The organism is Cellulomonas wangleii (assembly GCF_018388445.1).
Classification (GTDB): Bacteria; Actinomycetota; Actinomycetes; order Actinomycetales; family Cellulomonadaceae; genus Cellulomonas; species Cellulomonas wangleii.
The window spans coordinates 2,895,689-2,908,601 of the sequence record NZ_CP074405.1 but is presented as its reverse complement, the minus strand read 5'-3'; the positions used below and the strand labels follow the sequence as shown (position 1 = coordinate 2,908,601).

Sequence of the window (12,913 nt, the reverse complement as noted above, 5' to 3'; positions counted from 1 at the left end):
ATGGCCGACGACAAGAAGGCCGACGAGAAGACGACGGAGACCACCGAGGCGCCCAAGGCCGCCAAGAAGGCTCCGGCGAAGAAGGCCGCCGCGAAGACGGAGTCCGCTCCGGCTGCGGAGAAGAAGTCGACCAAGACGGCTGCTGCCGCCAAGGACGCTTCCGCAACGGCCGAGTCCTCCGCGAAGGCCGACAAGGCACCCGCGAAGAAGAAGGCCCCGACGGCTGCCGCCAAGGCCGCCGCCGAGGCCGCTGCCCAGCCCGGCGCCGGTGGCACCCTCAAGGTGCACCACCTGCGTCCGGCACCGGGCGCCAAGACCGCCAAGACCCGCGTGGGTCGTGGTGAGGCGTCCAAGGGCAAGACGGCCGGCCGCGGTACCAAGGGCACCAAGGCCCGGTACCAGGTGCCGGACCGCTTCGAGGGTGGGCAGATGCCGCTGCACATGCGGCTGCCCAAGCTCCGCGGATTCAAGAACCCGTTCCGCGTCGAGTACCAGGTCGTCAACCTGGACAAGATCTCGGCGCTGTACCCCGACGGCGGCGACGTGACGGTCGAGTCCCTCGTCGCCAAGGGCGCGGTCCGCAAGGGCCAGCCCGTCAAGGTGCTGGGTGACGGCGAGCTGACCGTCAAGGTCGCGGTGGACGTGGACAAGTGCTCCGCCTCCGCCAAGGACAAGATCGAGGCCGCCGGCGGGAGCGTCGCGCAGGGCTGACGCCCCGCCTGACGTCCGCACGGTCGGACCACACGCAGCGGGCGGTCCCGGGAGAGATCCCGGGGCCGCCCGCTTCGTCGTACCCGCCCGCTTCGTCGTACCCGCCCGCACGCCACGACGGCCGCCGCCGGCGCGCGGGCCCACGACGGAGCGTTTCGACTTTCGGTCGTCGGGGTGAAAGTTGCGGCGCCGCCTGGGTGCTGGCACCCGCCGTTGTGGGGCGATGACCCCGTCTCGTCCGGTTCGGGCGGTTCGCAGCCGTGGCACGCGTGCTGGACAAGTGTCCTACTAGGCACTCGCGGGATGTGGACGTCCGCGCGTCGGCGCTCGAGGTGAGCGCCCCGGACGTCCGCCGCGGGCCGAGGGAACGATGCGAGGGAACATGCCAGCAGGGCGCCGTGCGCGCCTGCGTCGGCGCATGGCGAGGACGGCCGCGTCGGTCGCGCTGGCCATGGTCCTCGCGCCGGCCGTCGGCGTCGTCGCGGCGTCCTCCGCTGCCGCTGCTGCCGTCACCATCGGCCCGGTCGAGGCCGATCTGAGGAGTCACCGCGGGACCGACGGCCGCGGCGCCCTCGTCCCGGCAGCGGACAACGCTGCCGCCGGCTGCATCAGGTACGCGCCGGCGCCCGGGACCCCGTCAAGGACCGAGGTGCGCGTCGGGCACGGGCGGGAGCAGGTGGACTCCCGCACGCGCGTGTTCGTGTGGGGCGCGTGGAACCACCACTCCTACCAGTGCCCCGACGCGTTGGGCACCGAGCGGAGCTGGGACGACGGCCGGGTCCTGCTGCCGACCGAGTACCGCACCAAGGGCCAGGGCACCCTGGGGTTCGCGCCCGCCACGGTCGCGTCGGTCACGACCGGCACCTCGTTCCTCGTCGGCACGCTCCGCTACGCCAACAACCCCACCCAGTCCGTCTCGTCGCACTACGAGGGCGTCCTGGGGCTGCGCCTGGGGACGCGCGGGACCCTGGAGCCGACGTACGTGCTGCGCGACACGGCGGCCGGGGACGACACCCTGACGTTCGGTGACCTGACGCGCACGTTCCCGGTGGTCCACGACGGCGTCGACCACCGCCTGACCGTGGAGGGATTCACCGTCGCAGCGGCGGGCGCCGGCTGTGGCACGGCGCCGACCGGCGCGCCCACGACCGGCGTGACCGCGCCGCACGGTGCGGTCACCACCGCGTGCCTGTGGGCGCGGCTGGACCAGGTGCGCGCCGTGACGGTCGTCCAGCAGGCCGCGGCTGTCGGCGACGCACCGGCGTCGGTGCCGCCGGGCTTCGTCGTCACCGCGGCGCGTGACGCCGACCCGGCGGTCAGGTACACGCTGTCGCCGACGGCTGTCACCGGCCCGGGGAGCAGCGCGTCGACCGCCGCGGGCACGGTCCTCGCGCGCCGCGACCGCGTCGTGCTCACCGCGGACGCGCCGCCGGCCTCGTGGGAGCTCTCCTCGATCACGTGCCGGGACGGGCGCGGCGTCGTGCTGGCGCCGGGCGCCACGGTGGGTCTGGCTGCGCGCAGCGTCGTGCTGGAGAACGTCCCCGAGGCCGCGACCGCCGCTGCCGCCCCGATCGTCTGCACCTTCGTCAGCAGCTACGTGGCACCCACGACCCTCACGCTCGTCAGTGTGACGGTGCCCGCGGGTGCGGCGCCGGGCGCGGGGGTCCCGACCGCGGGCTGGGAGTTCACGGTCGACGCACTGGGTGCGGCGCCGCTCGTCACGGGACCCGGCGGCTCCGCCGCGGCGACGGTCCCCGTGCCCGGCGCGACCCGTGTGGTCCGCGTGACGGAGGCGGTGCCCGCCGGCTACGTCGTCGACACCGTGACCTGCCGCCGCGACGACGGCGGCGCAGCGCCCGTGACCGCCACCGGGAACCCGTACGACGTCCGGATGGAGCGCGGACGCAGCCACACGTGCACCGTGGTGAACCTGCGGCCCGGTGTCGAGGTCGTCGCGCAGACGTTCCTGGCCGACGACACGGCGTTCGCGTCACCGCTCCCCACCGGCGAGCGGCGGACCGCCGGGACGCACATCGTGCGGCGGTACACGGTGCGCAACACCGGCCAGACCACGCTCGTCGACATCCGGCTGCGCGACGCCTACGCCGCCGTCACCGTCGGCGGGGCCACGACCAGGGGCGACGCCACCATCGCGTGCCCGGGCCGCACCGACATCCCCGCCGGGGCGTCCGTCACCATCCCGTCCCTGGCCCCCGGCCAGGAGATCAGCTGCCGGTCCACGGGGGTGCTGTGACGACGCGCACCGCTGACCGGCGACCAGACCGACCGACCTGATCCATCTCTCGAGGCGCCCCTCCGGACGTCTCGGACACCGCCTCCGGGCACATCTCTCCTCTCAGAAGGGCACGACCATGAACAAGAAGACCAAGGGCGTCCTCGCCGGTGTCGCCGGCATCGCGCTGCTCGCGGGCGGCACCACGTTCGCGACGTGGAGCGAGACGCTGACGCAGGACGGCGCCACCATCACCTCCGGCAAGCTCGACATCACCGGCGTCAGCACGCCGGTCTGGTACGACGTGACGGCCGGCCGGTCGGACGCCGCCGCGACCACCCCGGTGACGGGGCGTGCCGGGCACACGATCGACCTGGCGACGTGGCGCACCGTCCCGGGCGACAGCGCCGAGGCGACGTACTCCTTCGATGTGGCGCTCGAGGGCGACAACCTCGCCGCGCAGCTCGACGTCTCGAACCTCCGGGTCGTCGCCGCGAACGGCGGGACCGCGGCGTTCAAGGTCTACGACGGGAAGATGAACGAGATCACGAGCAAGGCCGTCGGCGGCAAGCTGACGTTCGTGGGCCCCGACGCCGGCGCCGACCTGCGCGGTGCGGCCGGCAACGTGGCGGTCGACAAGACGACGGCCGCCGACGTGCACGTGGTCGTGACCGTCGACTTCGCCTCGGACAAGGCGGCGGACATGTCCGCGACCGTCTACCAGCTGGGCGAGGTGGGCGTGAGTCTCACGCAGGTCGCCGGCGCCTGACGGACCACCCGGGCGGCGGCGCCTCCGCGGCGCGCCGCCCGGGTCCCCACCCGACCGACCCACCACCCCGCACCGACAGGAGGACGCCATGAACCGGCCCCGCCCCGTGCGCCGCCGCGTGCTCCCGACCGTCCTGTCGGTGCTCAGCACGGCCGTGGTCGTCGTGGTCCTCGCGTTGGCCGTGGCCCTGGCGCTGGTCCCGCGCATGCTCGACGGCGTCGCGCTCACCGTCCTCACGGGGTCGATGGCGCCGACCTACGAGCCCGGCGACGTGGTCGTCGTCCGTGGCGTGAAGGACGTGCCGGCCGAGATCGAGGTGGGCGACGTCGTGTCGTTCCAGCCCTTCCCGGAGGACCCGACACTCGTCACGCACCGCGTGGTCGCCATCCGCTCGACGTCCGACGGCCCGCGCTGGGTGACGCGCGGTGACGCCAACGCCACCGACGACGAGCCCCTGCGCCCGGAGCAGATCAAGGCCGAGGTCGTCTACCACGTGCCCGACGTCGGGCACGTCATGGTGGCCGTCGGCGCCCACCGCTCCACGGTCGTCATGGCGGGCGCCGCCGTCCTGCTGGTGTACGGGGCGTGGATGGTGCTCAGCCCCGACCGAGGGCGTCGTCCGGCGCGCGCGGACGGTGCCGCAGCCACGGACGGGACCGCGTCCGACGAGGACCGGCCCGCCGCGGAGGTCGAGGCATGAGCCGGCGCCGACTGGCCGCCGCGGCGGTGGCCGCCGTGCTCACGGCGTCCGTCATGAGCAGCGCCACCTACGCGCTGTGGTCGACCGACGCCGAGGCCTCGATCGGTGTCCTGCGCTCCGGGGACCTCGATCTCGAGCTGGTCGGCGACCTCCGGTGGGCGGAGACGTCCCCGGGTCTCGGCGGTCACGCCGTCGCGTCGGGTGCGGACGGCACCGCCGGCCACCTCGCGGTCCCCGGTGACTCCTTCACGGTCACGCAGCGCTTCCGGACGACCCTGGAGGGCGACAACCTGCACGCGCGTCTCACGGTCTCCTGGCTGCCGACGGGGCACGTCCCGGCGGGCGTCGAGGGCACGTACGTCGTGACGCCGCCGTCGGGGGCCCCCAGCGCCCCCACCCCGCTCGGCACGCCGCTGACGCTGCCGGCGGGCGCCGGCGAGAGCCTGCCCCTCGGCACGGGGGAGTGGACGCTCGTCGCGACCCTCGTGTGGAACGGCGTCGACCGGGTGGTGGCACCGTCCACCCTGACCGGCCAGCCCGCCACCTCGGTCGGCGGGACGATCCAGGTCGACCTGCGGCAGGTGCGTGGCGACGGGCTCGCGCCGTGAGCGGCCTGCGCGGCCGGCTCGTCAGCCTGCCCACCGCCGGGGTGCTGGCACTCACCGTCGTGCTCGCCGCGCTGGTGGGGGTCGTCGGCGGCGGGACCCTCGCGCTGTGGCGCGACGTCGAGACCGTCACGGCCGGCATGCCCGCCGGTGTCGTCGTGTTCGGCGTCGGGACCCCCGGTGAGCCCGGGGCGCTCGCGGACTACGCGACGGGCCCCGGCGACACGGTGGAGCTGACGTTCGGTCCCGCGCAGGCCGCGACGCTCCTGGCGACCGGGTCGGTCGCCGTCCCCGTCCAGGTCGACGCGCTCTCGCAGGGGCACCGCGGCCTGCGGTACACCGTGACGCCGCACATCACGGGCGGCATCCTCGGTGAGTCGGACGTGCGGCTCGTCAAGGTGGCCGGGCCGGCTGCCTGCACGCCCACGGTGGCCGGCCCCGAGGCCGGCGCGTCGACGCCGGTGCCGGCCGACTACAGCGACACCCGCCGGCTGACCAGCGAGTACTGGTGCCTCGTGGCGGCCTTCGACCCCGTGCAGGGCACGTACGACAGCACGGCGTCCGTCGACGCCGGCGTCGCCACCTCCGGCGGGAGCACGTCGCAGCGCGTGACCGTCGAGGACCGGTGGAGCGCGTCGGTCGGCAAGGCCCGCGTGCCGGCGGACGAGCCGACGCACCGCCTGACGTTCGCGTTCACCACGTTCCGGCCCGGCCGGTGACGCGGGCGACCCCAGCCCGCCGGGCCCTGGTGGCGGGTGTCGTCCTGGCGCTCGTCGTGCCGCCCGGCGTCGCGGTCGCGGCGTCCGGCGACGGGCTCGTGACCACGTGGGACGGGCCGACCGTCGACCTCGCCTGGGACGGCCTGCCGGCCACCGCCAGCTCCGCGACGTTCTCGGGTGCGCCGGTCGTGGTGCCCGGCGGCGTCCAGGGCAGGACGATCACCGTGACCAACGCCGGCCCGACCGACGCGGTGCTGCGTGGCTGGGTGCAGGACGTGCAGCTCCTCGACCCCGACGCCGACGCCGACGACGCGGACCTCGCCGACGGTGCGCCCGGGGCGGACTTCTACACCGACCTGACGCTCACGTGGCGCACCGCGTCGGGGGACGGGCGCTCGTCGTTCCGCCGGCTCGCGACGGCGGGTGCCACGCCCGTCGTCGACGTGCTGCTCGCGCGCGGGGCGAGCACCCAGGTCACCGTGGTGACCGCGCTCGCCACGGACGCGACGTCGGGCAACCGCGCGAACGTCCCGCCGCGGGAGGCCACGTACGAGGTCCTGCTCCGGCTCGACGGCAGCACGTGGGCCAGGGCCGGGGCCGCGTCGCGCTCCGGGTCCGCGGGGACCGACGTCGACGCCGTGACGCCGCGGGTCGACACCATCGTGACGATCGCGGAGGTCCAGGCGGCAGGAGGGGCCGGCGCGGGGCCGCTCGCCCACACGGTCCTGCACGGGCTGCGTGCCGCCCTGCTCGCGGTGGTCGGCATCGGGGTCGGGTCGCTGCTGCTGGGTGCCGCGCGGCGACGTCGTGACGCCCGGGACGCGGGCGCGTCCCGCCCCGCGCCGCCCGCGCGGTAGCCACCTCCCGTCGGGCCCCTCGACGGACGGGCCAGGGCCGCTCCACCCCGCCCGACGCAGCCGCCGGGGCACGACGCACCGTCGGTGAGGACGGCAGGAGCGCGCCCGCGGGCCGCGTCCACGCGGGGGACCAACGTCCTCGCCCACGGCCTGCTGGTCCGAACGGGCGAGGGACGGGTCCGCCGGATCGTCCCGCCACGCCGGATCTTCCGGCGAATGTCGGACTGGACGCTGGTCCATACGGGTTGCTTACCGTGATCCCGTTCCCTCTGAGGAGGGAAGGTCGCCCCCCTACCTGCCACGGGGGTGTGCGACAGGAAGGGACGCGGCAGGAGGCTCGGTATGCACAGCACCGGACGTCGGTCGACGAAGGGCGTCACGCGCGGCACCGCCGCGCGGATCCTCGCGGGGACGGTCGCGGCCGGGCTCGGACTCGCCCTCGTGCCCGTTCTGGGTGTGACGACCGCGGCCTCCGCGGACGTGCCGGCCACGGGCAGCACGACGGGCGCCGCGATCTACTCGAGCGACGCGCACAGCTCCGCGCAGTTCCCCGAGATCGCGTGGGTCTCCTGGGCGCCGGAAGGCCAGGCGATCGCGAACGGGACCAGCGTGACCAACTGGCACGCGATGGGTGACGACACGTGGCTGGAGGTCACGTGCACGCTCACGAACCTGTCGGGCGTCCCCGTGACGGCCTACAAGCCGTTCGGGAACACGTGGGTCGAGCCGGACGGGACCGTCGGGTCGTCGAAGGACGGTCTCGGCCAGCTGTACCCCGGCATGCCGCCCGCAGGCATCCGGCAGGACAAGAGCTACGAGAACTCCGAGTACCCCAACTCCACGTCCCTCACCGTCGCGTGCGACGCCGCGGTCGTCGGGTACGCCGCGAGCAACCGTGAGGGGAGTCCGATCAGGCGCACCCCCGTCGACCTGGGTGGGCTGGTGCTCGCCGACGCGGAGTCGCTCAACGTCGGGGAGAAGAACGGTGTGGTCACGGAGCACGTCGCCGCCACCGCCGCCCCGACGGGCTGGAACACCCCCTGGCGCGTCATCGACACCTACCACGGCGGGTGCTCGTACCGCACCCACACGGCGACCGCCACGGTGAGCCCGCAGGACGTGGGCAGCACGCGGCACTGGACCGCGAACCTGCACAACACCGCGGCCGCCGACCAGGGTCAGTGCCTCGAGGGCTCGTCCACCGCGGTGCTGCTGGCAGAGGGCGTCCAGACGCTCGACATCGACCTGCTCGGTCAGGGCCTCAGCGCTGTCGCGGTCGGCTACGTGCTCGGTGTGGACCACGGCGACGCGCCGGCCGACTACGGCATGGCCGGTGCCCTCGTCCGGCCTCGGTGGGAGGGTCCGCTGCTGTGGGAGGGGACGCACGACCTGGCGGGCTACACGTCGCCCGGCCAGCAGGTCATGACGCCGATCAGCACCCGCGTCGTCCCCACCGTCACGCTCGGCGCGGACGCGCGCGCCAACACGACCGTGCCGTTCAGCGCGGACGCCACGGAGGACACCCCCGACGAGGAGGCGTTCGGCGAGGGCGCCTCGCCGGCCGCGATCGCGGTGGAGCCCGTCGTGGTCACCTCGTACACGCTGGGCACGGCCCGCTGCCGGGAAGGTCAGGCCTACGTCGCGGCCTGGTTGGACTGGGACGGCAACGGCCGGTTCGATGAGGACGAGCGGTCCGACGTGGTGCCCTGCCCCGGCGGCTCGAGCGCCGGCACCGTGAACCTCACCTGGTCGTCGGTGCCCGCGGACGTCGTCGGCGGCACCTCGTACCTGCGGCTGCGGGCCGCGGCGGACACCGCCGAGCTGGGGTCCGCCACCGGGCCGTCGCTGGCCGGGGAGACCGAGGACTGGCAGGTCCAGCTGCTCGTGACGCGACTGGCGCTCGCGAAGTCCGCGGACGTGTCGCACGTGACACCCGAGACCACTGCCGTCCGCTACACGGTCACGCTGACCAACACCGGCAACGTCGCGGTCCCGGACGCGCACGTGGTCGACGACGTGAGCGACGTGCGGACGTACGGGACGGTCGCGTCGGCCACCGCCACGTCCGGTACGGCCGCGGTCGTGGGTGACCGCGTCACCTGGTCCGGGTCGCTCGCCGCGGGCGAGACGGTGACGCTCACCTACGAGCTGACCGGCCTCGACCGCATCCCCAGCACGCAGGACGAGACGATCCACAACGTCGCCCGCGCGACGACCGCGGCACCCGGCCCCGACGACCCCGTCGGCTGCGAGCCCGGGTCCGTGGACGAACGCGCCGGCCGCTGCGCGACCGTCGACCTGCCCGGCGTCGGGCTGAGCGTGGAGAAGTCCGCGGCCGCAGGCGGCACAGCCCTGGCGGACGGCGCCCGGCTGGCACCCGGGACCACCGTGACGTGGACGTACGTCGTGAGGAACACCGGCTCGCTGCCGCTGCACGACGTGAAGGTCGCCGACCTGGTGACCGAGACCCGCAACGGCTCGCCCCTCGTCACCGACCTCCGCATCCCCCTCGACTGCGGCCGGCACGGCAGCGGCACCGACGTGACGCTCACCGAGCTCGCCGTGGGCGGGAGCGTGACCTGCACCGCCGAACGGCCGGTCGTCCCGCCCCGCACCTGATCGGGCACGCACCCCGCGAGACCCGACACCCCCGACCCCGCAGCCTCCCGCCCGGGAGGTGCGGCCCCGCCCACCCCGGGCGTCTACCAGAGAGGCAGGCAACCATGAAGAACAGGACCAAGGGCGTTGTCGCCGGCGTGGCAGGCGTCGCCCTCCTGGCCGGTGGCACGACGTTCGCGCTGTGGAGCGACAGCGCAGACGTCGCCGGCGGCACGATCACGAACGGGAAGCTCGACGTGGAGGCGAGCGCCCTGGCGTGGGTCGACGCGTCGCCGGACCGCGCCGACAAGGGGCACGCGATCTCCAACCTCACGACGTGGCGGATGGTGCCCGGTGACGTCGTCGAGGGCACCTCGGAGATCGACGTCACCCTGGTCGGCGACAACCTCGTGGCCGAGCTCGGCGTCGACACCACGGCGGCGGCCAACCTGCCCACGGGCATGACGGTGACGTACGCCGTCTACGACGGCGCGACGACGACCGACCCGGTCGCCACCGGTGCCCTCGGCAAGGACTCGTCGCTGCGGTTCGCCGCCAACCGGGAGGGCCAGGCGGCCGGGAACCCGACCAACCCGGCGCCCACCATCGTCGTCGGCACCGACGGCACGGCGGAGCTGAAGGTGGTCGTCACCGCGACGTTCAGCGGCACAGTCACCGGCACGACCTCAGCCGGGGCGGCGACCGACCTGAGCAAGATCGGCGTCACGCTGACGCAGGTCCGCGAGGGCACGGACTTCACCGCGCCCACGACCGCGCCCTGACCCCCCGTGGTGGGGCGGGCCCCGCCCGCCCCACCACCTTCCGCACCCACGACCCGGAGGGAGGCCCACCGTGACCACCAGTGCCACCGCGACCCGCGTCGGCTGGGTCCGCCGCGTCCTGTCCGCGGTGGCGACGTGCGTGCTGCTCGTCGCGCTCGGGCTCGCGGTCGCGCTCGCGGTCGTGCCGCGCGCGCTCGGCGGTGCCGCCCTCACGGTGCTCACCGGCTCGATGGTCCCGACGTACCAGCCCGGCGACGTGGTCGTCGTGCGCGGCGTGAAGGACGCCGCGTCCGAGGTCCAGGTCGGCGACGTCGTGACGTTCCAGCCGGTGTCCGACGACCCGGCGCTGGTCACGCACCGGGTGGTGGGCAAGAGCTTCACCTCGGACGGCACCACGTTCGTCACCCGGGGTGACGCGAACACCGCCGACGACGACCCGCTGGTGCCCGAGCAGATCAAGGGCGTCGCGGTCTACCACGTGCCGTTCGTGGGGCACGTGTCGCTGTGGCTCGGCGGCCACCGAGGAACTCTCGTGGTCGCCGTCGCGGGAGCACTGATCACCTACTCGGTGCTCATGCTCCTGCGTCCTGAGAGGGCCCGGGCCCCGATCCCGGGGCCCGGCCCGATCGGGCGTCCCGGCGACGACCTCTCCGGCGTCGCCCGGGGCGACCGGGCCGACGCGGCCCCCGTCCCCACCCCAGGAGGTGCACCATGAGCCGACGCCGCGACGCGACGAGGCTCGCGATCACGGGGGTCGTGGTCGCGGCCCTGGCCGCCGGGTCGACCTACGCACTGTGGGGGCGTGACGGCACCGGTGCCGGCGAGCTCGTCCACAACGGTGACATCGGCGTCGAGCTCGTCGGTGACGCGGCCTGGCAGGAGACGAGCGCGGACGTGCCCGCCGCCGACCGGCGTGCCGGCACGGTCCGGAACGGCGCGATCGGTCACCTGGCGACGCCGGGGGACACCCTCGTCCTCACGCAGGGCTTCCGGCCGCGGCTCGAGGGTGACAACCTCGCCGCCCGGATGACCGTCACGTGGGCCGAGGGGTTCACCGCGCCGGCCGGTGTGACGGCGACGTACGTGGTGGTGGACCCCGAGGGGACTGCCACCACGCCGACCGCCCTGGGGACCGCCGTCGTCGTGCCGTCCGCGCCCGACAACCTGACCCCCGCGCAGGTCGACGCGTGGGACGACGCGTCGTGGCAGGTCGTGGTGACGGCGCACGTGGCGGGTGACGTCCCGCTGCTGGTGCCTGGTGCGTCCGGCACGGTCCCGGCGATCAGCCAGGCACCCACGGCCGCGCTCGGCGGCATCCGGATCGAGCTCGCGCAGGTGCGCGACGGGGAGGGGTTCACGTCATGACGGCCCACGTCCGACGCCCCGCACGCCGCCGCGCGACGGCGCTGGTCGTCCTGGCCGCGGCGCTGCTCGGCCTCGGCGTCGGCGGGACCGCCGCGCTGTGGCGCGACGCCGTCGGCGTGGACGCGCGGCTCCCGCTCGGTGGCGCCGTCTTCGGCGTCGGCGCGCCGGGCGAGGTGCGCTACGCGACGTCCGGGACCACGAGCCTGGCCCACACGTTCGGGCCCGAGGAGGCGCGGACCCTGCGCAGCGCGGGCGCCGTCGCGGTCCCCGTGCAGGTCGACTCGCTGGCGCAGGGCAACCACGGCCTGACCTACACGGTCGAGCCGTCCGTCGACGGTGGTCTGTTCGGCCTGTCCACCTGGTCGCTCACGCAGGTGGGCTCGGCGCAGGCGTGCACGACGTCGGTCACCGGGGAGTCGCCCCGCACGTCGACCCCGTGGGACGCGACCTACACCGACGCGGTCGCGCCGACGACCGAGTACTGGTGCCTCGTCGCGCGGTGGACCCCCGTCTCCGGCACGCACGAGGACACCGTGACGGCCACGGGCAGCGCCACCGTGCCCGGTGTCGGCGACCCGGTCACCGTCACCGGGAGCGACAGGTGGTCGGCGACCGTCACCGAGGACGTCGACCCCGCCGACGAGCCCGAGCACACGCTGACATTCACCTTCCGCACGTTCCGACCCGGGGAGCAGCCGTGAGACGCGCACGCACCGTCGCCGGGGCGGTCCTGGTCCCGGCCCTGGCGCTGGCCACCGTCCTCGCGGCGGGCGTCCCCGCGGCGGCGGCGCCGACCGCCGCCGCACCTGCCGCCGCGGTGCCCGCCGCGGTGGACACGCAGTGGCAGACGCCGACCGTCTCCCTGGCCTGGGACGGGTCGGCCGTCATGACCGCCGACGAGTCGTTCGTCGGCGTCCCCGTGACCGTCCCGGGCGACCGGGCGGTGCGCACCCTGCGCGTGCGCAACGACGGTCCCGCGGCGGGGACCCTGCGTGCCTGGGTCCAGCAGGTCGAGACCGCCCCGGCCGCGGTCGAGGACGCCTTTTACGACGACCTGCGACTCGACTGGTCCACGGCGTCGGGCACCGGCGCGGCCTCGTTCCGCGACCTGGCGACCGCGCAGCGCACGCAGGTCGCGCAGGTTCCCCTCGCCGTGGGGGAGAGCACCGTGATCACGGTCGGGTACACGTTCCCCGTCGAGGCGACCACCGGCAACCGGGCCGAGGTCGGTGCGCGCGAGGCGTCGTTCGTCGTCCACCTGGAGATCGGCGGCGACCTGCCCGGTCCGACGCCCGGCACGCCCCCGAGCGCGACGCCCGGTGCGCCGTCCGGCAGCGCCGTGCGCCCGCTGGCGATGACCGGGGCGGACCTGGCGCGCACCGCGCTGGTCGCGCTCGGTGCCGTCGCCACCGGCGGGCTGCTGGTCGCGGCGGTGCGTCGCCGGCGCCGGTCGGACGGGGCGTCGGGGGGCCGGGGACCCGCCTGAGGGGGCCACCCGTCCGCAGGGGGTGCGGTCCGGCGCCGTCTGCGGGGTAGTCTCTACCGGCGGTCCGTCCCGCTCTTCGACGGCGACG

13 protein-coding genes are annotated in these 12,913 nt (G+C 75.0%); all 13 read left to right on the top strand.

Annotated elements, in window-relative coordinates; all coding sequences use genetic code 11:
- Complete coding sequence (rplO, locus tag KG103_RS13325) at positions 1-711, top strand: 50S ribosomal protein L15 (RefSeq protein ID WP_207339850.1); 711 nt, start codon at positions 1-3, stop codon at positions 709-711.
- Between the two features lie 418 nt (positions 712-1,129).
- Entirely contained in the window at positions 1,130-2,965 is a 1,836-nt protein-coding gene (locus KG103_RS13320; RefSeq protein WP_207339050.1) for a prealbumin-like fold domain-containing protein, read from the top strand.
- Positions 2,966-3,083: 118 nt separating this feature from the next.
- Entirely contained in the window at positions 3,084-3,713 is a 630-nt protein-coding gene (locus KG103_RS13315; RefSeq protein ID WP_207339049.1) for an alternate-type signal peptide domain-containing protein, read from the top strand.
- An 88-nt stretch (positions 3,714-3,801) separates the two neighbouring features.
- Positions 3,802-4,413, top strand: coding sequence for a signal peptidase I (locus KG103_RS13310; RefSeq protein ID WP_207339048.1), 612 nt, complete (start codon positions 3,802-3,804; stop codon positions 4,411-4,413).
- Positions 4,410-5,021, top strand: coding sequence for a hypothetical protein (locus KG103_RS13305; RefSeq protein WP_207339047.1), 612 nt, complete (start codon positions 4,410-4,412; stop codon positions 5,019-5,021). The genes KG103_RS13310 and KG103_RS13305 overlap by 4 nt, the downstream gene beginning before the upstream one ends.
- Complete coding sequence (locus tag KG103_RS13300; RefSeq protein WP_207339046.1) at positions 5,018-5,737, top strand: SipW-dependent-type signal peptide-containing protein; 720 nt, start codon at positions 5,018-5,020, stop codon at positions 5,735-5,737. The genes KG103_RS13305 and KG103_RS13300 overlap by 4 nt, the downstream gene beginning before the upstream one ends.
- Positions 5,738-5,766: 29 nt before the next feature.
- On the top strand, positions 5,767-6,594 hold the full coding sequence (locus KG103_RS13295; RefSeq protein ID WP_213319916.1) for a hypothetical protein: 828 nt from the start codon (positions 5,767-5,769) through the stop codon (positions 6,592-6,594).
- 342 nt (positions 6,595-6,936) lie between these two features.
- A complete protein-coding gene (locus KG103_RS13290) occupies positions 6,937-9,213 on the top strand; it encodes a CshA/CshB family fibrillar adhesin-related protein (RefSeq protein WP_207339044.1) in 2,277 nt (758 codons plus the stop codon).
- Between the two features lie 104 nt (positions 9,214-9,317).
- Complete coding sequence (locus KG103_RS13285; protein ID WP_207339043.1) at positions 9,318-9,974, top strand: alternate-type signal peptide domain-containing protein; 657 nt, start codon at positions 9,318-9,320, stop codon at positions 9,972-9,974.
- Between the two features lie 70 nt (positions 9,975-10,044).
- Positions 10,045-10,689, top strand: coding sequence for a signal peptidase I (locus KG103_RS13280; protein ID WP_207339042.1), 645 nt, complete (start codon positions 10,045-10,047; stop codon positions 10,687-10,689).
- Positions 10,686-11,339: a hypothetical protein gene (locus KG103_RS13275; protein WP_207339041.1), complete on the top strand. Its 654-nt coding sequence runs from the start codon at positions 10,686-10,688 to the stop codon at positions 11,337-11,339. The genes KG103_RS13280 and KG103_RS13275 overlap by 4 nt, the downstream gene beginning before the upstream one ends.
- Positions 11,336-12,040 (top strand): hypothetical protein, encoded by a 705-nt coding sequence (locus KG103_RS13270; RefSeq protein WP_207339040.1) that lies wholly within the window; start codon positions 11,336-11,338, stop codon positions 12,038-12,040. Before KG103_RS13275 ends, KG103_RS13270 begins: the two co-directional genes overlap by 4 nt.
- Positions 12,037-12,825 carry a hypothetical protein gene (locus tag KG103_RS13265; RefSeq protein ID WP_207339039.1) on the top strand — a complete coding sequence of 263 codons (789 nt, stop codon included), beginning with the start codon at positions 12,037-12,039 and terminating at the stop codon, positions 12,823-12,825. The genes KG103_RS13270 and KG103_RS13265 overlap by 4 nt, the downstream gene beginning before the upstream one ends.
- Positions 12,826-12,913: the final 88 nt, after the last annotated feature.

What these genes read in the sequence shown, in the direction of transcription:
- KG103_RS13320 (WP_207339050.1), top strand. Translation starts at nt 1,130, where the DNA reads ATGGCGAGGACGGCCGCGTCGGTCGCGCTGGCCATGGTCCTCGCGCCG.
- KG103_RS13315 (WP_207339049.1), top strand. Translation starts at nt 3,084, where the DNA reads ATGAACAAGAAGACCAAGGGCGTCCTCGCCGGTGTCGCCGGCATCGCG.
- KG103_RS13270 (WP_207339040.1), top strand. Translation starts at nt 11,336, where the DNA reads ATGACGGCCCACGTCCGACGCCCCGCACGCCGCCGCGCGACGGCGCTG.
- KG103_RS13290 (WP_207339044.1), top strand. Translation starts at nt 6,937, where the DNA reads ATGCACAGCACCGGACGTCGGTCGACGAAGGGCGTCACGCGCGGCACC.
- KG103_RS13285 (WP_207339043.1), top strand. Translation starts at nt 9,318, where the DNA reads ATGAAGAACAGGACCAAGGGCGTTGTCGCCGGCGTGGCAGGCGTCGCC.
- rplO (WP_207339850.1), top strand. Translation starts at nt 1, where the DNA reads ATGGCCGACGACAAGAAGGCCGACGAGAAGACGACGGAGACCACCGAG.
- KG103_RS13310 (WP_207339048.1), top strand. Translation starts at nt 3,802, where the DNA reads ATGAACCGGCCCCGCCCCGTGCGCCGCCGCGTGCTCCCGACCGTCCTG.
- KG103_RS13275 (WP_207339041.1), top strand. Translation starts at nt 10,686, where the DNA reads ATGAGCCGACGCCGCGACGCGACGAGGCTCGCGATCACGGGGGTCGTG.
- KG103_RS13305 (WP_207339047.1), top strand. Translation starts at nt 4,410, where the DNA reads ATGAGCCGGCGCCGACTGGCCGCCGCGGCGGTGGCCGCCGTGCTCACG.